This window comes from Pseudomonas sp. GW823-FHT02C05, assembly GCF_058797595.1.
Genome location: NZ_JBXAJU010000002.1, coordinates 721,258 through 740,332, shown reverse-complemented (window position 1 = coordinate 740,332; position 19,075 = coordinate 721,258). Strand labels below are relative to the sequence as shown.

The following is a 19,075-nucleotide window of genomic DNA, read 5'->3' as shown; positions in this document are numbered from 1 at the left end:
GTTGAGCCCCTTGAGCATGGTTCACGCTCCCGTCAAGGTTTTCGGCAAGGGGTAGCGCTGGCCGTCGTAGTGCAAGGTGACACGGCTGTCCCTGGGCACCAGGTCGCGGCTTTCGCAACCGGCCGGCCCCTTGAAATGCTCGGTGTCGACGATTCGCGTACGCACCAGCAGGTCGGTCTGGCCGTTGCGCTGGCCGTTGCCCAGTTCCAGGGTCCGGTGCAGGGTCCGGCTGCGCCCGACACACTCACCGCCCCGGCCGAGCTCAGCGCGGCGCTCATCCACCACCAGCCCTTCGAGCCTCGGCGGAAGGCCCTTGCCATCACGCACGAACAGGGTCAGTACGGTTTTCTCATGGGGGTGGGTGCTTGAGGCGCGGCGGTAGGTGGCCCGCAGGCCAAAGGCCCGCTCCTCCTCGCTCAACTGGTAACGCCCGGTATCGATCTGCAACCCCTGCAAGGCCAAGCCATCGGAACGCCGGGCCAGGTCCTTGTTGTAGCTGGCCACGGCCCAGCCGCTGTCGTCGAGCAGCAGCGCCACATCCAGGTTGTAGCGAGGTACCTTGGCGTTTTCGGCCCCTTGCACCGGCGATGCTCGAACCCCGATGTTGATGCCGTCTTCCGCCGGCCAGGGTTTGCAGACGTGGAGTTCTCCCGGGGAATTGGGGCTGTTGTCGCACTCGGCCAGCGCCATCGTCGCCACACCCAGCAACGCGCACAGCACCAGCCCGCGGGTCGATTGTTCAAGCAGGTTCATCAAGCTTCCTTATCGATCGCCGGTATCAGATGTCACTGAAGCCATTGGGCAGGACGTAGCGTTGGCCATCGTAGTGCAGGGTGCTGACCACCGGTTTGGCGGCCACGGAGGTGGACTGGCATTCTTCCCCGACTTTTTTGCTCTGGGTACTGACGCTGACCGAACGCACGATCAGGTCGGCGTAACCGTGGCTGCGGGTCTTGGCGATATCCAGGGTGCGCGTGGTTTTAGTGCCCTCGCCGGCGCACTGGCCATCCCATTCGCCGTTGTAGGAATGGGCCACGAACTTCTCCAGCACCGGGCGCAGGGTACTGCCCTCGCGCACGTAGAGGCTGAGCCAGGTCTGATTGAACGGGTTGACCCGGGACGAGCCCTCGAACGCGGCCCGGACCCCGAACGCTCGAACCTGAGGCGTCAGTTGGAAGCGCCCGGTATCGAGCTTCACGCTCTCCAGGCGAACGGCGTCGGAGACAAAGGCGGCAGGCTGCTCATAGCTGGCCAGGGCCTGTCCGCTGCTGCGGTCCAGCACTGCCAGTTGCAGGTTGTAGGTGCCGTCATCGGTGCCGGTGTCGCTGGGGTCCGGAACCTGCTCGGACAGCAGGCTGATGCTCTGGTCGGCAAAGGCCGGCCAGTCCTTGCACAGGGAAAAGCCCGGGACTTCGGCATTGCGTGGCGGCGGCAGGCACTGGGCGACGGCGGATGTGGCACCGGCCAGCAGGGCCAGGCTGCCCAGAAGCGGGGCCAGGGAAGAGCAACGGATCATTCACGACTCCTTGTGACAGGCGGATAGAGCGCCATTTCAGGTCGCACTATCCTCCGCGGCGCGGGCGCTTTCAACGCCGGGAGCAGTTGCTCGGGAGTCTGTGGTGCGGATGAACCCTTCGCAGGCTTGCCAGCGAAGGGTTCCGTCCCTCAGAACGCGTTGCGGAAAATCTCCTCGATCTGCCGCTGATCCGCCGGACGCGGGTTGGTCAGGCCGCAGGCATCCTTGAGGGCATTGGCCGCCAATAGCGGAATGTCCTGCAACTTGGCGCCCAACTCGCGCAAACCGGCGGGAATCTCCACATCACGGGCCAGGGTGCGGATCGCCGCGATGGCCGCCTGGGCGCCCTCTTCCGGGCTGAAACCGCGAATGTCCGCTCCCAGCGCGTGGGCCACATCGGTCAGGCGCTGGGCGCATACCGTGGCGTTGAAGCTCTGCACATGGGGCAACAGCACCGCGTTGCACACGCCATGGGGCAGGTCGTAGAAGCCGCCCAGCTGGTGGGCCATGGCGTGCACGAAACCCAGGGACGCATTGTTGAATGCCATGCCGGCGAGGAACTGCGCATAGGCCATGTTCTCCCGTGCCAGCAGATCGTTGCCGTCGTGCACCGCCTGGCGCAGGTTGGCGCTGATCATTTCCACGGCCTTCAGGGCGCAGGCATCGGTGATGGGGTTGGCGGCGGTGGACACATAGGCCTCCACCGCGTGGGTCAGGGCATCCATGCCGGTGGCGGCGGTCAGGCCCTTGGGCATCGCCACCATCAGTGCCGGATCGTTCACCGACAGCAACGGCGTGACGTTGCGGTCGACGATGGCCATTTTCACATGGCGCGATTCGTCGGTGATGATGCAGAAACGGGTCATTTCGCTGGCAGTGCCGGCGGTGGTGTTGATGGCGATCAAGGGCAGTTGCGGCTTGGCCGACTGGTCGACGCCTTCGTAATCGCGGATCTGCCCGCCATTGGTGGCACACAGGGCAATGCCCTTGGCGCAGTCATGGGGCGATCCGCCGCCCAGGGAGATGACGAAATCGCACTGTGCCTGCTGCAATTGCGCCAGGCCCTGCTCGACGTTGGCAATGCTGGGGTTGGGCTTGGCACCGTCGAAGATCACCGAATCGATGTCCTGCATGGCCAGCTTCTCGGCCACCATGCTGGCCACGCCAGCCTTGGCCAGGCCCGTGTCAGTGACGATCAGCGCCTTGCGAAATCCATAGTTGCGGATGGCGCTCATGGCCTCGTCGAGACAGCCGATGCCCATGATGTTCACGGCTGGAATGAAAAAGGTGCTGCTCATCAGAAGGTCTCCCGGCGAATGCCGATTTCACGGTGTCGATGCAATGTTTGCCAAACAGGATCGACCGATCGCTCACCGGCGTTGTTGATCTGGCTCAAGGGTCGGTCGTGATAAAGTCGCCAGCCGAAATACCTCCAGCCTTGAGACCGATGACCGCGATGATGGATTTCCAGGAATTTGATGCCGAACTTGAAGACTGGAACGCCCTGGGTGCCAGCACACCGTTCAGTGGCCTGCTGATCGGCAACGGCGCCAGCCGTGCCGTGTGGGAAGACTTTGCCTACGACTCACTGTTCGAAAACGCTCGCACAGTGGAAGAAAAACCCCTCAGCCAGTCCGAGCTCAGCGTATTCGAGGCCCTGCAGACCCGCAGTTTCGAGCAGGTACTGGGCGCCCTGAAAACCACCAGCCGAGTCAACAAGGCCCTGGCAGTCAGCTCGGCGGCGCCGCGCAATCGCTACTACGCCATCAAGGAAGCGCTGATCAACACCGTGCACGCGGTGCACATTCCCTGGCGCCTGGTCCAGGAGCAGAGCCTGGTGGCGATCAACCAGGAACTGCGGCGCTATCCCACGGTGTTCACCAGCAACTATGACCTGCTCAACTACTGGGCCGTGCAACAGGACAGCCAAGGCATCGACGACCTGTTCCACGGTGCCGATCCGGCCTTCGAACTGGGCAGCGCCCCTAGCGCCCCGACCCGCATTCTCTACCTGCATGGCGGCCTGCACCTGGTGCGCAACCTGGACGGCAGCGCGCGCAAGCTGACCTCCACCGAAGGCACCCTGCTGGGCAGCTTCGCCATCAACAACACCCTCAAGACCCTGGACGACGTGCCGCTGTTCGTCAGCGAGGGGCCGCTGGCGGACAAGCTCAAGACCATCCGCAGCTCGGATTACCTGTCGTTCTGCTACCAGCAGTTGCTGGATCACAGCGGCGCGCTGTGCATCTTCGGCCACAACCTGGGGCCCCAGGACAGCCACCTGGTCCAGGCGATCCGCCAGTCGGCGACCCAGACCCTGGCGATCTCCATCTACCCGCGCAGCGCGGCGTTCATCCAGCACCAGAAACGCCACTACGCCAAGCTGTTCGAAGGCCTGGACCTGAGTCTGCGTTTCTTCGACTCCAAGACCCACGCCCTGGGCAACCCGGCCCTGTCGGTGCCCGTGGAGCGCTGAGCACTCCCGCCCTGTAGGAGCTGGCTTGCCAGCGAAGATGTCCGCCGGGGCGATGCATGTCTTGGTGCTCATTCGCCAACCAGCCGGCTCCTGGCGGCGCTGAACGCCTTCAGTCCTCGCTGCTGTGCACCACCACCAGCAACTGCGCCTGCTCGTCCCCCACGGAACGGATGCGGTGGGGTTTCTGCGCATTGAAGTGCAGTGCATCGCCACGGTTGAGAATCACCCGCTCGTTCATGAAATCCACTTCCACCTGGCCTTCGTGGACGAACAGGAACTCCTCCCCCAGGTGTTCCTTGAAGGTCTTGTCACTGAATTCCCGGGCCGGGTAGATGATGAACGGCAGCAGGTTGCGCTCGCTGACCTGATGGGCCAGCACCGCATATCCCGGCGTCTGCCCATTGGCCGCCAGTGACTGGCGCTGGTCGCTGCGCACCAGGCTGTAGCTGTCGAGGCTGATGCTGTCCTCGGCGAACAGTTCCTCGACCTTGACGTTCAGCGCCTTGGCCAGCTTCAACGCGGCAGCGATCGACGGCGTGTTCAGCCCGCGCTCGACTTTCGACAGATAGCTCTTGGTCATCCCGGATTTCTCGGCCAGGGCTTCCAGGGTCACGCCCAGTTTTTTTCTCAGTAATTTCAAACGGATAGACATGTAGAGCGGTTAATCCATCTAGAAAACAACGATTGGCGCTTGCCAATGACACAAAGTGTCATATAGCCTCTTAAGTGTCATCGCGATTCACCAAGCGCCGTCGCAAGCAGCAGGTGAAGCGCAGATCCGACGTCCATTGCACTTCTCAAAGGACCTTCGACATGGCCAAGACATTAGCATTGCCCAAAGACCAACTGGTCAAGCAAGCCCTGACCCAGATGCAAAATACCCTGGCGGATAATACGTGGACCGACCGACAAAAGCTGGCCCTGACCTGCCGCATTCTGTTCGAGAACGGCCACGACTCGGGCCTCGCCGGGCAGATCACCGCCCGCGGCCCGCAACCCGGCACCTACTACACCCAGCAACTGGGCCTGGGCTTCGATGAAATCAGCGCCAGCAACCTGCTGCTGGTCAACGAAGACCTGGAGGTCCTCGAAGGCCACGGCATGCCCAACCCGGCCAACCGCTTCCACAGCTGGGTGTACCGCGCCCGGCCGGACGTGAACTGCATCATCCACACCCACCCGACCCACGTCGCCGCGCTGTCGATGATCGAAGTGCCGCTTGCGGTGTCGCACATGGACCTCTGCCCACTGTACGAGGACTGCGCCTTTCTCGAAGCCTGGCCAGGGGTGCCGGTGGGCAACGAAGAAGGCGAAATCATCTCCGCCGCCCTGGGCGACAAGCGCGCGATCCTGCTTTCCCACCACGGCCAGCTGTCCACCGGCGCGAGCATCGAGGAAGCCTGCGTGATCGCTCAACTGATCGAGCGTGCGGCCAAGCTGCAACTGCTGGCCATGGCCGCCGGCACCATCAAGCCGATCCTCCCGGAGCTGGGCCGCGAAGCCCATGACTGGATTTCCAAGCCCAAGCGCCACAGCGCCGCCTTCAACTACTACGCTCGGCAAAACCTGAAAAAACACGCCGACTGCCTGAACTGATCCACCCCTTATGCCTTGCAGGAGTTGCACCATGCCTACTACCCAGATCCACGGCATCATCGGCTACACCGTCACCCCCTTCGGCCCCAACGGCGAAGGCCTGGACCTGGACGCCCTCGGGCGTTCCATCGACCGCATGATCGACGCGGGCGTCCACGCCATCGCCCCCCTGGGCAGCACCGGCGAAGGCGCCTACCTGAGCGACGCCGAATGGGACCAGGTCAGCGAGTTCAGCATCCGCCACGTGGCCAAGCGCGTGCCGACCATCGTCAGCGTCTCCGACCTGACCACCGCCAAGGCCATCCGCCGCGCGCGTTTTGCCGAAGCCAAGGGCGCCGACGTGGTGATGGTGCTGCCCGCCTCCTACTGGAAGCTCAGCGAAGCCGAGATCCTCGCTCACTACCAGGCCATCGGCGCCAGCATCGGCGTGCCGATCATGCTCTACAACAACCCGGCCACCAGCGGCACCGACATGTCGGTGGAACTGATCCTGAAGATCTTCCACGCCGTGGAAAACGTCACCCTGGTCAAGGAAAGCACCGGCGACATCCAGCGCATGCACAAGCTGCAACTGCTGGGCGAAGGCCAGGTACCGTTCTACAACGGCTGCAACCCGCTGGCCCTGGAAGCTTTCGCTGCCGGTGCCAGTGGCTGGTGCACAGCGGCGGCGAACCTGATCCCGCAGCTCAATCTCGACCTCTATCAGGCCGTGCTGAGCAACGACCTGGCTCGCGCCCGGGCGCTGTTCTACCGCCAGTTGCCGCTGCTGGACTTCATCCTCAAGGGCGGTTTGCCGGCCACGGTCAAGGCCGGGCTGGAACTCGCCGGGCTGCCCACCGGCGAGCCGCGCAAGCCGGTATTCGCGCTGAACGAGGGCGGTCGCCAACAGTTGCAGACGCTGCTGCAGAGCCTGGGTTGATTTCCTGAAAAAAAAGCCCGGACGGCTGACACCGTTCGGGCTTTGGCATGTGCCGCGTCCAAGCGTGGCTCAGTGACTGTCCAGCGCCACCGGGGCCTGGGCCTTGAACTGCGGGTCCTGCAGCATCTGCGCAATGAAGTCGTCGGTGATGCGCCGCACATGCTGGTATTGGCCGCCATCAGTGTTGGCCCACCCACGCCAGGAGCGGGTCTGATTGCTGACCCGATACTTGGCCACCTCCTGGTCACCGCGGCTGACATGGAACATCACCTGGCTGTCCCAAGTGGTCCGGCCCGGCACGATAAACAAGGTCATGGCACTGAGCAGCCCCATGGGAATGTTCTGCCAGCCGAAGTAATCACTGTTGGCCATCACGATCACGTTGTAGCCATCGGCACTGAACCCCGGCTGCACCTGCTCGAAGGTGCCGCGACGACGCAGTTCGTCACGGATCAGGCCGGCAGGGATGGCCCCCATCACACTGACGCTGATCGCCGGTAGCCGCTGCTGATAATCCACCTCGGCCCGCTTGAGACTGTGGCTGGTCTGGCAACCGCCAAGCCCCAGCATCAGCACCATCAAAAACCACAATTGATTACGCATTACAGATCCCCCGACAGCATGGCCTTGAGCATCGACGACTTGGGCCCCTGCTCCCTGACGATCAACGACGTGACCTCCTCCATCTTCTCCAGATCGACCCGTTGCAGGTTCGGCACCTGCGGGTATTTGGCGCGCACCAGGGCGGCGTCGCGCTCCAGGTGGTCGCTGTGCAGAAACACGCACTTGGCCCCCGACGCCGACAGGCAGCCGGCGCGAAAATCACCCAGGTAATAAGCCTTGCCGGCTTCCAGTTCCAAGGGGATGGAGAAATCTTCGCGGCTCCAGGCGGTGGCATTGCCGCGGTCGAAGTGCAGGTTGTAGATCTCGTAGCGCCCGGGTTTGAGCGGCATCACGAACAGGCTGCCGATGCCGTGCCAGGTCTCGCGCACATCCCGTGGCGTGCGGCCGTAGATCTGGTTGTACAAGCGCGCCGAGGCGAACCCGTCACCGCCGCGCGGGCGAATCAGCAGCATTTGTTCGTTGGCGGTGTGCACCGCCTTCGGCCAGATGCCGACCACCCCCACCACATAGGCCACCCCCGACTGCGAGTCGGGGCGCATGCTCTCGGCAACTTTCGTGGAAGACAGGCTGTAGCAACCGCTCAACGCCAGCAGCGCGGCGAGTAATACGAGAGGGCGAATCATGAGGTCGCAGATCCCTTGGACAATGATTGATAACGTCAACCAGAGTGCCAGGCCTGCCGAGCGCCCGGTGACGGGCGCGGAGGATAAGGCAAATGATGGCATTGCGCCATAACTCCGTCGCCAATCGGCTGGCGGCCTGCCAGATCACAATACGCTGCCCTCGCCCGGCCTCCAGGCAAATGCCAGGTGCTCGTGAAAACCCGCTGGCAGCACAAAGCCCGAACGCTGCATGGGTTCGGGCCTGGTGCTGTCGAGGGTGTGTGGAGCCGGGCCTAAACGGACGTCAGGTCCTTGATGTTGTGGCTGGGGCCGTTGGCCTTGACGCTGGCGATGCCCTTTTCCCGGGCCGCTTCCGAGGAATAGGTTTCACTGTTGCCGATGATCTGGTGGTTGGCCGCCTTGAGGTTGAAATAGGGTTTGCCATCCTTGGCGCTCTTGCGCTCGTAGCGCTCTTCCAGGGGACTGTTGGCCTGCACCGAGGCGATGCCGTTCTCGGCTGCGGCGCGGGTGGTGTACTGCTCGCTGCTGAGAATGACCTCGGCATTGGCCGCCTTGAGCACGAAGCGAAACTGGCCGTTGCTGCTTTTCTTCAACTCATACCATCCGGACATGCTGTAGCTCCTGGGTTGATCGATGGGCGTTGCGCCTTGAGAGTAAAGACTCTTTCAGCCATTCAGCCATTGCCCCGGTGGCTGAAGAAACGGTTTTCCACCCGCGCCAGCCCCAGGTGTTCACGCAGGCTGTGGCCGGTGTAGCGCTGGCGAAACAGACCCCGGCGCTGCAGCTCGGGGGTGATCAGTTGCACGAAATCGTCGATGGCCCCCGGCAGATGGGTGAACAGCACATTGAAGCCGTCGGCGGCGTATTCCTGGTACCAGGTAGCCAGCTCATCGACGATCTGCCCCGGCGTGCCCACCAGTACCTTGTGCCCGCTGGCCGACAGGCTGCGCAGCAGTTGCGCCAGGCTCGGCCGCTCCCGGCGGATCAGTTCCTGCACCAGGTGCCGGCGGCTTTTATGCCGCTCGGTGGGGGCGGCGTCGTCCAGCAACGGCACCTGCGCATGCAGGGGCAGATGCGACAGGTCGATACCCAGGTCCAGCAGGTAGGACAGGGCCTTGAGTTGTGCCTGGGGGTCCTGCAGTTCCTGCAATTGCTGGTACTTCTCCTCGGCTTCGTTGAGGGTGCGGCCCACCGTGGGGGCGATGCCGGGGAAGATTTTCAACTGCCCGGCATGACGCCCGTAAGCGGGAAGCCGTTCCTTGAGTTCGCGATAGAAAGCCTTGGCCTGCTGCAGGTCGGTCTGGGCGGTGAACACCAGCTCGGCGCAGCGCGCCGCCAGCTCACAGCCCGGCCCGGACGACCCGGCCTGGGCGATCACCGGCCAGCCCTGCAATGGCCGCGGTGCATTCAACGGCCCCTGTACCTGGAAGTGCCGCCCCCGGTGCTGCAACAGGTGCATGCGCTCCGGGCGCAGCCACTGGCCGCTGGCCTTGTCCCGGGGAAAGGCGTCGTCGGCCCAGCTGTCCCACAGCCCGCTGGCCACACTGAAGAACTCCTCGGCCCGGGCGTACCGCTCGGCGTGGCTCAGGGGTTCGGGGTGGTTGAAGTTCTCGCCGCCGACCAGCCCGGTTACCAGGTTCCAGCCAGCCCGGCCCTCACTCAGGTGGTCCAGGGAGGCGAACTTGCGCGCCAGGTTGTAGGGCTCGTTGTAGGAGGTGCTGGCGGTGGCGATCAGGCCGATATGCCGGGTCACCACCGCCAGGGCCGGCAGCAGGGTCAGCGGGTCCCAGCGCAGGCTGTAGGAACTGCGGGCCAGTACCTGCGGGTCCAGGTCCCCCACCGCCACGTTGTCGTTGAGAAACAGGGCGTCGAAACAGCCCCGCTCCAGGGTTTGCGCGTAGTGCCGGTAGCGCTGGAAATTCAACGAGGCGTCGGCATCCGCCTGGGGATGGCGCCAACTGCCGCCATGGGCGCCGGAGCCGGAGAGAAAGGCCCCCAGCCCCATCTGCCCGCCGCGCTCAGCCACGGCTGGTGCCCTCCTCGGCCGTCGGCACCGGCGCCGGGGCCGTGCGCAAGAGCAGGCTCACCGAGGCCCAGACCAGCAGCGTGATCACCGCCAGAAAGCCCATCACCGCGCGGTAACCATTGAGAAAGGCGCCCTGGGCATCGTCCAGCGGCGTGGCGGAAAAGTGATGGAACAGCCCCACCCCCACCGCCAGCCCGACACCGCCACCGACGTTGTGCAAGGTCATCAGCGAGCCCATGGCCACCGAGCCCACTTCCTGGGGCACCGAGGAAATCCCCAGCACCGTGGACGGCCCGAGAATGCTGGCCCACCCCAGGCCCATGACGACAAAGGCGCCCAGCAGATAAGGCAGCGAAGTCTGGCCATCGAAACCGGCCTGCAACAGCGCCGACAGCACGAACAGCAGCAGCCCGGTCTTGATCAGCAGCGCCGGCCCCTTGCGATCCACCAGGCGCCCCACCAGCGGTGACAGCAGCGCCACCCCCAGGGTGGTGGGCAGCAACAGCAGGCCGCTGGCCTGCACCGTTTCGCCGCGGATCTGCGCCAGGTACAGCGGCATGACGAAAAACGCCACACAGTAGAACAGCGCCAGGCCGAAACTGGCCGCCACTCCGGCAACGAAACGCCGGTTGGCGAACAGCTTGAGGTCGATGATCGGCGCGGCCACCCGCCGCTCCACCGCCAGGAATGCGCCCAGGGCCAGCACCGCCAGCGCCACCAGGGCCAGGGTCAGGGGTGAGCCCCAGCCCCAGCTGCCGCCCTGGACGATCACCAGCACCAGGCTCGGCAGGCCGATCAGCAACAGCAGCGCGCCCCAACCATCCAGGCGCGCCCCGGTCTCGGCCGAACGCGACTCCTTCACGCTGAAGCTGCAAATGCCCAGGCTCAGCAGTACGAAGGGCACGTTGATGAGAAAGATCCACTGCCAGCCGAAGGCGCTGGTTATCAGCCCGCCCAACACCGGGCCGACCGCCAGCCCCACTCCATTGACCCCGAACAGCACGCCGAAGGCCCGGCCCTGCTCGGCGGTCTCGAAGGTGCTGGAGACAATCGCCCCCGAGGCGGTATAGAGCACCGCGCATGCCAGCCCCTGGGCCACCCGCGCACCGATCAGGGTATCGATCTGCCCCGCCAGCCCGGCCGCCAGGGAAGCCAGGCCGAACACCGTCAGGCCGATGAACAGCACCCGCTTGCGCCCGTGCAGGTCGGCCAGGCGCCCCACCAGCACCATGAAGCTCGACAGGGCCAGGATGAAGCCGTTGATCACCCATTGCAGGGCGTCCACCGAGGCCCCGAGGTCGGCCTGCAGGGCCGGTAACGCGGTGTTGACGATGGTGAAATCCACACAGCCGAGAAAACTGGCGATGCTCACACCGAGCAATGCCCACCATTTGCGTTGCTGTTGCGCAAAAACGCTCATGGAAACTCCTTGTCAGTCAAAAAAAAACGCTCTGTAGGAGCCCGCTTGCCGGCGAACAGCCCCTTGAGTCCGGCATCGCCGGCAAGGGCGCTTTCGCTGGCAAGCCAGCTCCTACATTGATCGCGGCGGATCAGATGGCGATGGCGCCGCTGGTCCAGTTGGGGTGAATGGCGCCGGGCAAGGTGAAGGGAATCGGGATCCCCCGCTTCTTGAACTTCAGGGGCAGCCAGCGCACCCGGTCCGGGCTGTGGGGTTCGATCAGCAACTCGCGGCTGGTGGCCATGGCCGTGGTCATCTGCTGCGGGTAGAGCACGTAGTGGTAACCCTCGTCGGCCCACAGCGGCAGGATGATCGGGATCTCTTCCAGGATGTACTCCCGGCACTGGGCCGCCGCCCGCTCGATGTCCGCGTGTTCGTCACGCAGGCGCAGGCGCTCGGTGAATACGCCGATGGTGCTGTCGATGGCGTCGCGCAGTTCCTCGCGCTGCTGGTAGACCTGGTTCAGTTGCTGGCGCAGCTCGGCATAGCGGTCGCTGGCCAGTTCCTGGTTCCAGCGGGTGATGTGGTACGGCACCCGCAGGCCGTCGAGGATGCTCTGGTTGCGCGCCAGCCAGGCATCGCCATCGCGGATCGCCGCCGACAGCGCCTCCCCGGGGGACTTGCCGTGCTTGTTGTGGCGTTGCAGGGTATCGGCCACCACCACCTTGACGTGGCTGAAGCCGGACTGGTTGATCAAGTGAATGGTGGACCGCAGCTTCTGGTCCTCGTGATATTCCTGGCCGACGCTGACCGCCAGTACCACGCGCTTGCCGTCGAATTCGTGCTCCTCGCCGCCCTTGTTGAAGTAGGCCTTGAGGTTGATTTCCTGCACCTTGCTCATGAGTTCAGCTCCAGTAGGCCAAAGGCTGGTGTTCGCCGTAGTAACCGATAAAGACCCCGAGGGTGACCCGGGTGCTGCTGGCCGAAGGGCGCACGGCGTGGATAAGCCGCGGATTGAGGAGGATCAGGTCGCCGGGCTCGGGCTTGACCACGAAATCCGGCGGCGGCAGCAGGTGGCGTTCGATGCCGTAGGCCCGTTCGCCCTTGAGGCGGTTGTACTCCTGCTCGTCCGGCTCGATGCCCCAGATCTCCAGCTCGCCGCCATCCTCGGGGATCTCCAGGTAGATGTTGGTGGACAGCTGGGTCAGCAACTGCGGGCTGTGGCCCTCGGGGGCATTGCGTTCAAGCTTGTCGGTGTGGGGCGTGAGATCGACCCCCGAACCCTGGAAGCGGGCAATGCCGACGAAACACTTCTGCCCGTCCACCTGCAACAGGTGCGCGCCCTGCGGCCAGACTTCGTCCAGCAGCAGGCGCAGTTCGTCGATGGGCGAGGCCAGTGGCCGGAACAGATTGCGGATCTTGCGAATGTTGGGCAGGGCCAGGGCGTGGTATTCGGCCCGGCTCTGCTCATCCTGGATCTCGATATAAGCCTTGCCGACCCGGACGAACTCCTGCTGCTGGCTGAAGGCACTGCGCAGTTCCTGCTGATACAGATGATCCCGCGCCACCTGCAAGGTATCCGGTGGGCAGAAACCTTTGAGCTGAACGCCGTAAGAGCGTTTTTCCACAACATCGAGGATATGCCGCGCTTCAAGTTTGTCGGCCGTAGTGACTGTGAACATGCAAGCTCCCTTAATTCCCTGGAAGTAGCGACGAAGTACAACATCGGTAGAACGTAATAATTTGTTTCAGGGCCACCTTAGGCAGTTGCGATGGCCTTGTGAAATATCCTTTATCTCTAATATCCAAACTTAAAAATGTATCGAAAATCAGGCAAATAGCGGCCACCACAGGCACTTTGAAAGTGCTGCGAGAAGATTATGAAATTTGCTGATAGTTAAATTAAGCGAAGGACATTATTGCTCTTTATTTATTTAAAACCTCCCGAGATCAATTAATAAAACTGCCACACACTCATTCAACTTCATTGAATTGAGCATCCATGTAAGCTGCGGCATCGAAAGTCTTCTGAATAATGCCCTCCTCGCGGTAGAGATCGGCGGTGTGCTGCACGTCCTCCACCACGGCCGGGCCTACGGCGATACGCCGGGGCACCGAGTAGCGATTGGAACGCTCATGCACCTCCACCGGCAAACCGCTGTAGCCGGCCTGGATCTTTGAAAACTCGCTCTGGTGCTGGTTGGCCCAGGCATAGGCACGATCCAGGCGCTGCAGGAAGTCGGCGATCTGCTGCGGCTTGTCGCGAATCGCCTGGTCGTTGGCCACCAGCAGCATGTGCCCGGCGAACAGCCCTTCGCCACTGACCAGCACCCGGCTGCCGCCCTCCATCTGCACCATGCTGGTATAGGGGTCCCAGGTCGACCAGGCATCGGCCTGGCCGTTGCTCAGCAGGCTGCGGGATTCGGCCGGCTGGAGAAAGATGAACTGCGCATCCGCGCCGTGCAGGCCCACCGACCGCAGGGCGGCCAGGGCCAGGAAATGGCCGATGGAGCCCCGGGTGGTGGTGATGCGCCGGCCCTTGAGGTCGGCGGCCTGCTTCAGCGGCGAATCCTCCTTGACCACGATCGCCACCGCGGTCGGCGTGACTTTGAGCTTGATCACCCCCACGGTCTTGAGCGGCGCCCCGGCCGCGGCAGCAAACACAAAGGGCGCATCCCCCAGGCTGCCGATATCCACCGCCCCGGCGGCCAGGGCCTCGGCGGTGGGGGCCGCGGCTGCGAAGGAGGCGAACTCGATGGGGTACGGCACCTGCTCCAGCTCGCCTGCCGCCTGCAGCAGAATCTTCAGCGACTGCTTCTGGCTGGACACCCGCAGCGCCGGCTGCGCCAGTGCACTACCCAGCCACAGGCACAGCACCAGCCCTTGCAGGAGCCGGCCTGCCGGCGAACCACCCCTGCCCCCTGCGCCCTTCATGCCGCCGCCTTCGCTGGCAAGCCAGCTCCTACCAGGTGAACGACCGGCAGGACGCCACGGCTGTAGAAGCCAGCTTGCTGGCGAATGGCCCTTGAACCCTGCGCCGGTCATGCCGCCGCCTTCGCTGGCAAGCCAGCTCCTGCGAGAGTGATCGTGGTCATGCTCAGAACGCCAGGCTGACGCGGCTGTAGTAGTAGCCGCCGCCCAGGCCATAGGGCGAGAACATTCCGTATTCATAGGTTCCCGCCCAGGCCTTGAGGCCGATCTTGTCCGGGTATACGTCGAACAGGTTGTTGGCGCCCACGGCCACGGTGAGGTTCTGGGTCACGTCGTAGGCCACGTCCAGGTCGGTGATCCACTTGGCGCTGTAGGTGCGATCGTTGCTCGGGATGTTCGAGCCTTCGGTGTACTCGCCAAAGCGGGTCAACTGCAGGTTGGTGGTCCAGTCGCCGACCTTGTAGTTGCCGGAGAGGATCCACTTGTCCTTGGGCGTGGATTTAGTCAGGTCGATCTGCTGCTGGCGGTCGAACAGCACATACCCCGCCCCCAGGCGCGACAGGGCCGCCGGGGTGTCCGCCAGGTCGCGGATGGTGGTCTTGTTGTGGTTGTAGGCGACGCTCCATTTCGCCGTGCCGTACTCGCCGAAGGACTGGCGGTAGTCCGCCACCAGGTCAACGCCCTTGGTCCGGGTGTCGGCAGCGTTGGTGTAGTACTGCCCGGCGAGGTTCGGCGAGAGGCCGTTCTCCACCAGGATCTGCGACACCGCCGGGCCCTTGAGGATGCCGGTCTGGAGAATGCGCTTGTCGATGTCGATCAGGTAGAAGTCGGCCGTCAGGCGCAGCCGATCGGTGGGCTCGGCGGTGAACCCCAGGCTGTAGTTGCGCGAGGTTTCCGGCTCCAGGTCCTTGGCGCCCAGGGCCACCGCTTCCGGCGAGTTGGGGCGCATCTGCTTGGTACGCACCGAGGTGGTGGTGCCACCGGCGCCGAATTCGGTGACCGTGCTGGTGGTGGAAAAGACGCTCTGGGCCAGGGACGGTGCACGGAAGCCGTTGCTCACCGCAGCCCGCACCGCGTACCCGGGGAGGAACTCGTAACGGGTGGTGAGCTTGCCGCTGGTGGTGTCGCCTACCCCTAGGTTGTACTTCTCGTAGCGCGCCGCCGCACCGACGTACCAGTTGGGGGTGATGTTCAGGCCCAGGTCGATATAGGCCGCCTCACTGTGGCGCTTGAGGCTGTAGGCATCTTCCGGGGTCGTGCCGTTGACCGAGAACAACCCCGGGTCCGGCACCACACCGGCGAAAGGCCCGGTGTTGGGGACATAGCTGCCCTGGTTGTAGGAGTTGGGCTCGCCCTCCTCCAGCGCATATTTCTCCCAGCGGTATTCCACGCCGAAGGAGGTTTCCAGCGGGCTGCTCCAGCCGATGTCCAGGGCCCGGGAGAAGTCCAGGTTGTTGGTCCACTGGTCGAACACCAGGTTGCCCAGGTGGAAGTCGTGCTGGCTGTAGGGGCCATTGGAAATGTTCAGGTTGTTGGCCGTGTCGAGCACGCCGCGATCCTTGCCGTAGGTGCTCGACAGGTCCCAGTCCCAGCCACCGAGCAGGCCCTTGGCACCACCGGCGACCTGGAAATCGGTCTCGTGGATTTCCCGCCGCGCCTGGCCGCCGTTGGGGTAAGGCGCATTGGGAATGCCCGCCAGGCTGGTGATGTCGGTGGGCTTGCGGTGCCCCAGGTCCTTGTTGCTGTTGCGGTAGCTCAGGGTCGAGAACGAGTACAGCTTGAGGTCGTCCTCCAGAGGCAGCTCGGCGTTGTAGGCCAGGCTGGTGGTGCGATCGCGGCCCAGGCCGTACTCGGTGCCCCAGCCCTGGCGATTGCTTTCCCGGGGGTCCGGCGAGCCGTCGGCCTGCTTGAAGTACAGCTGGCCGCTGGCGGCACTGGAGCGCTCGTAGGGTTCCTGCAGCTTGGCGTCCCAGGACAGGTTGATGAAGCCGCCGTTCTCTCCCAGTTTGTTGCCCCAGTTGAAGGCTTCGTGGCCGGTGGTGCCGTCGCCGTCGTAGTACTGGCCCAGGGTGGTGTCGGAGGTCAGGCCTTCGGCATTGCGCTTGAGGATGATGTTGATTACCCCGGCGATGGCGTCGGAGCCGTACTGCGCCGCCGCGCCGTCGCGCAGCACTTCGATGCGCTCGATGGCGGCGGTGGGAATCAGGTCCAGGTCCACCGGCACCGAGGCGTTGCCGACCCGTGCGCCGTTGTTGATCAGCGCCGAGTTGTGCCGGCGCTTGCCATTGATCAGCACCAGCACCTGGTCGCCGCCCAGGCCGCGCATGCTCACCCCGCGCACCAGGAACGCCGTGCCGCCGCCGTTGATGGTCGGTACGTTGAACGACGGCAGCAGGCGCCCGAGCATTTCTTTCAGGCCGTTCTGGCCGATGCTGCGCAACTGCTCGCTGTCGATCACATCGATCGGCGCCGGGCTGTCGGTCACCGTGCGTTGCTGGCTGCCGCGCACCCCGGTGACCACCACCGTGCCCAGGGTTTCGTCGGCCGCCAGCAGTTCGGCGGGCAGCGCCAGGCCCAGCAGGCCAAGGCTCAGGGGGGCCGCGCCGAAGAGGATTTTATGCAAGGAAATACTCATGACTTCAGATCCTTTGACAGGCGGCTCAGCGCGCTCGGGCGGCAACGGTTTCGACTTCGATCAAGGCGCCGGGCAGCACCAGCCCCGCCACTTGCACCGTGGTCCGGGCGGGCTTGAGCGGCTGCTTCTGGGTGCCGAAGAACTCGCGGAAGGCCACTTGCAGGCCGTCGAAATCCAGCTTGCCGCCCAGGGCCGGGTCCCCTACCAGGTAGATGCGCAGTTGCACCACGTCCCCCAGGGTCAGGCCCTGGCTGGCGAGGATCGTCTCCACCTTGCGCAGCACCACCCGGGCCTGGGCCTCGGTGTTGCCCTCGGCGTGGATCTGCTCCTTGGACGCCTTGGGGTCCACCGGGTCCGGCAGCAGCCCGGAGAGGTAGGTCACCTCGCTGTTGGCGGGCAGGGTCACCGATTGCAGGATCGGCGAATTGGGGTAGCTGGACGGCACGCGCTGGATTCCCGCGGCCCAACTGCTGCTGGCGGCGAACAACAGCCCCAGCCCTACGACGGTGTTTTTCAAAGACATGCAAAGACGCTCCCAAGGTTGTGTGTGCCAGCCTCGGAGGTCCGCTACCCGGCATGGGTTACCGCTGTTGTGTGAGTGCTCGGCTTTTTCAGGCCGTTTGCTGTAGCGACGAGCCTTGCGCCCGTTGGAAAAGTTGCCGCACCACCCGCCGCGCCGCGCCGGCGGCGGCTTCCTGCCAGATGCCCACGCCGCTGTGGGCCAGGCCGTCGCTGGTGAGGTAGACCCGGCCCTGGGGCTGGTTGAGCAGGCCGTAGTCCGGCTCAGCCACTTCATGACTGATCCAGGGGCCGAAGTTGTAGGGGATCTTGCTCCAGGCAATCACCAGCGGATTGCGCAGTTCCTGGCTGTGCCCGGGGTGCAGGAGCTCCACCGCCTGACGGGAAATCTCGATCTGCTGGGCCAGGGTTTTCTCCCCGAACCGTCGGGCGGTTTCGCCGTTGTTGTAGGCCGCCACCAGCACCCCTTCGGCCTGGTTGAAACCGCCGCTGGGGTACCACAGCCCGGAGGCTTCCTGGTTGATGAACGACAGCCCGCCGTATATCTGGTACTGGCTTTCCCAGAAGCGCCGCGACTGCCAGGCCACCTTGTTGGCGTAGCCGAACTGCACCGCGCCGATGGCCTGGCGCACCGGGGCGCTGAAGTTGTTCTGCACCTTGGCCAGCAGCGGCAGGGGCAGGCTACTGATCACGTAGTCGGCCTTGAGGTTGTGGGTGCGGCCGGTGCGCCGGTCCAGGTAGACCACTTCGGCGCTGTCGGCCTGGTTGCTGATGGAACGCACCTCGCTGTGCAGCCGCAACTGGCCTTTCAGGCGCCGGGCAAAGGCCTGGGGAATGCGGTCCATACCCCCCACCGGCTGGAACATGGTGGGCGAGAACTCCGGGTATTCGTCGATCATCAACGCCGTGGTCAGCGCCGGGTTGAGCAGGGTCTGCAACGGCAGCGGATCATTCTTCTGCGCCAGCTGGTCGCCGGCGCCGGGCCAGACCTTGTAGCCGGAGCGGGCCGAACCCAGGTACTCCAGCTTGTCGGAAAGATCACCCCAGGTTTTCAGGAAACTCAGCAGGTTGCTGCGATCGGCTGGTGTCAGCTCCTGATCCAGGGCATGGCGATTGACGGCCTTGGCCAGCAGCTCGGAAAAATGCCCGCGGCTGTCATTGACCGCCTGGCGGATCTGCAACGCTGGCTGGTCAAGGTCCGGACGCACCAGGGCGTTGCGGCTGGTATTGACCAGCACCTCCAGCTCCACCCCCAGCTCGCGGCAGTAGCCGAGCATCAACTGATGGTGGCTGGGCAGGCGGCCGGCCCCGGCATTGAGGTAGAACCCCTCCCCGAATTGCGCGACCTGGGTGCTGCCGTCGCTGTACTCCACCCGATCGCCACCACGCACCGTCCAGTTGCGCCCGCCGACCCGGTCCCGGGCTTCCAGCAAGGTCACCTTGAACCCGGCCTTGCTCAACTCGTAGGCGCTGACCAGGCCACCGATCCCGGCGCCGATCACCACCACGCTGGCGCCCTTGCCCAGCGCCGCCGTGGGCAGCGCCGCGTAGTTTTCCTCGAACGCTTCGGCCGTTGCGCTGGCGCCGAACAGGCCCATGACCGCGCTCGCCGCCTGGACCCCGCCGACAGCGGCAATACGGGCGATCAATTGTCTTCTGGTCAGTGGCATGCAAGCGCTCCCTGCTGCGGATGGATAGTGCGTTCGGTTATAGATCGGCGACTTATGCAGTCACTTGGGTCTATGTGAAGCCATCCTAGGGGCGCTTATTTAATAAGAGAAATACATTTTAAGCATATGCAAATATTACTT

Annotated in this window: 18 protein-coding genes; 3 read left to right on the top strand and 15 right to left on the bottom strand. The window is 64.2% G+C overall.

Annotated features, from left to right (window positions below; all coding sequences use genetic code 11):
- Nucleotides 1–21: 21 nt before the first annotated feature.
- The 3 genes from AC1RGE_RS14405 to yiaY form a co-directional block, all read right to left on the bottom strand.
- Nucleotides 22–753, bottom strand: coding sequence for a PA3715 family protein (locus AC1RGE_RS14405; RefSeq protein ID WP_019094816.1), 732 nt, complete (start codon nt 751–753; stop codon nt 22–24).
- A gap of 25 nt (nt 754–778) precedes the next feature.
- On the bottom strand, nt 779–1,516 hold the full coding sequence (locus tag AC1RGE_RS14400; RefSeq protein ID WP_492584519.1) for a PA3715 family protein: 738 nt from the start codon (nt 1,514–1,516) through the stop codon (nt 779–781).
- A 149-nt stretch (nt 1,517–1,665) separates the two neighbouring features.
- Nucleotides 1,666–2,814 (bottom strand): L-threonine dehydrogenase, encoded by a 1,149-nt coding sequence (gene yiaY, locus AC1RGE_RS14395; RefSeq protein ID WP_011059741.1) that lies wholly within the window; start codon nt 2,812–2,814, stop codon nt 1,666–1,668.
- Nucleotides 2,815–2,972: 158 nt separating this feature from the next.
- On the opposite strand from yiaY, the gene AC1RGE_RS14390 reads away from it, so the two are divergent.
- Nucleotides 2,973–3,992 carry a DUF4917 family protein gene (locus tag AC1RGE_RS14390; RefSeq protein ID WP_041774553.1) on the top strand — a complete coding sequence of 340 codons (1,020 nt, stop codon included), beginning with the start codon at nt 2,973–2,975 and terminating at the stop codon, nt 3,990–3,992.
- A gap of 109 nt (nt 3,993–4,101) precedes the next feature.
- Here the strand turns inward: AC1RGE_RS14390 and AC1RGE_RS14385 are convergent, their stop codons facing one another.
- Nucleotides 4,102–4,644 (bottom strand): helix-turn-helix domain-containing protein, encoded by a 543-nt coding sequence (locus AC1RGE_RS14385; RefSeq protein WP_011059739.1) that lies wholly within the window; start codon nt 4,642–4,644, stop codon nt 4,102–4,104.
- A gap of 161 nt (nt 4,645–4,805) precedes the next feature.
- Between AC1RGE_RS14385 and AC1RGE_RS14380 the strand changes: the two genes are divergently transcribed.
- Nucleotides 4,806–5,588: an aldolase gene (locus tag AC1RGE_RS14380; RefSeq protein WP_011059738.1), complete on the top strand. Its 783-nt coding sequence runs from the start codon at nt 4,806–4,808 to the stop codon at nt 5,586–5,588.
- 31 nt (nt 5,589–5,619) lie between these two features.
- Nucleotides 5,620–6,507, top strand: a complete 888-nt coding sequence (locus tag AC1RGE_RS14375; RefSeq protein ID WP_015634478.1) for a dihydrodipicolinate synthase family protein — start codon at nt 5,620–5,622, stop codon at nt 6,505–6,507.
- 69 nt (nt 6,508–6,576) lie between these two features.
- Here AC1RGE_RS14375 and AC1RGE_RS14370 read toward each other — a convergent pair whose 3' ends face one another.
- From AC1RGE_RS14370 to AC1RGE_RS14320, 11 genes are all read right to left on the bottom strand, one after another.
- Nucleotides 6,577–7,110 carry a hypothetical protein gene (locus tag AC1RGE_RS14370; protein ID WP_072443233.1) on the bottom strand — a complete coding sequence of 178 codons (534 nt, stop codon included), beginning with the start codon at nt 7,108–7,110 and terminating at the stop codon, nt 6,577–6,579.
- Complete coding sequence (locus tag AC1RGE_RS14365) at nt 7,110–7,754, bottom strand: hypothetical protein (RefSeq protein ID WP_011059735.1); 645 nt, start codon at nt 7,752–7,754, stop codon at nt 7,110–7,112. The genes AC1RGE_RS14370 and AC1RGE_RS14365 overlap by 1 nt, the downstream gene beginning before the upstream one ends.
- Before the next feature lie 272 nt (nt 7,755–8,026).
- Nucleotides 8,027–8,365 carry a YegP family protein gene (locus AC1RGE_RS14360; RefSeq protein ID WP_011059734.1) on the bottom strand — a complete coding sequence of 113 codons (339 nt, stop codon included), beginning with the start codon at nt 8,363–8,365 and terminating at the stop codon, nt 8,027–8,029.
- A 62-nt stretch (nt 8,366–8,427) separates the two neighbouring features.
- Nucleotides 8,428–9,759 (bottom strand): LLM class flavin-dependent oxidoreductase, encoded by a 1,332-nt coding sequence (locus AC1RGE_RS14355; RefSeq protein WP_011059733.1) that lies wholly within the window; start codon nt 9,757–9,759, stop codon nt 8,428–8,430.
- A gap of 13 nt (nt 9,760–9,772) precedes the next feature.
- The gene (locus AC1RGE_RS14350; RefSeq protein ID WP_072443231.1) at nt 9,773–11,200 is read right to left on the bottom strand and encodes an MFS transporter; all 1,428 of its coding nucleotides are present in this window, start codon (nt 11,198–11,200) and stop codon (nt 9,773–9,775) included.
- Nucleotides 11,201–11,330: 130 nt separating this feature from the next.
- The gene (locus AC1RGE_RS14345) at nt 11,331–12,080 is read right to left on the bottom strand and encodes a tRNA-dependent cyclodipeptide synthase (protein WP_011059731.1); all 750 of its coding nucleotides are present in this window, start codon (nt 12,078–12,080) and stop codon (nt 11,331–11,333) included.
- 4 nt (nt 12,081–12,084) lie between these two features.
- Nucleotides 12,085–12,861 (bottom strand): 2OG-Fe(II) oxygenase, encoded by a 777-nt coding sequence (locus tag AC1RGE_RS14340; RefSeq protein ID WP_011059730.1) that lies wholly within the window; start codon nt 12,859–12,861, stop codon nt 12,085–12,087.
- Nucleotides 12,862–13,153: 292 nt separating this feature from the next.
- Nucleotides 13,154–14,224 carry an aliphatic sulfonate ABC transporter substrate-binding protein gene (locus AC1RGE_RS14335; RefSeq protein WP_492584517.1) on the bottom strand — a complete coding sequence of 357 codons (1,071 nt, stop codon included), beginning with the start codon at nt 14,222–14,224 and terminating at the stop codon, nt 13,154–13,156.
- Nucleotides 14,225–14,276: 52 nt separating this feature from the next.
- Nucleotides 14,277–16,745, bottom strand: coding sequence for a TonB-dependent receptor plug domain-containing protein (locus tag AC1RGE_RS14330; RefSeq protein ID WP_011059728.1), 2,469 nt, complete (start codon nt 16,743–16,745; stop codon nt 14,277–14,279).
- 25 nt (nt 16,746–16,770) lie between these two features.
- Nucleotides 16,771–17,268, bottom strand: a complete 498-nt coding sequence (locus AC1RGE_RS14325; RefSeq protein ID WP_015634471.1) for a RidA family protein — start codon at nt 17,266–17,268, stop codon at nt 16,771–16,773.
- Between the two features lie 88 nt (nt 17,269–17,356).
- Nucleotides 17,357–18,934, bottom strand: coding sequence for a flavin monoamine oxidase family protein (locus AC1RGE_RS14320; protein WP_015634470.1), 1,578 nt, complete (start codon nt 18,932–18,934; stop codon nt 17,357–17,359).
- Nucleotides 18,935–19,075: the final 141 nt, after the last annotated feature.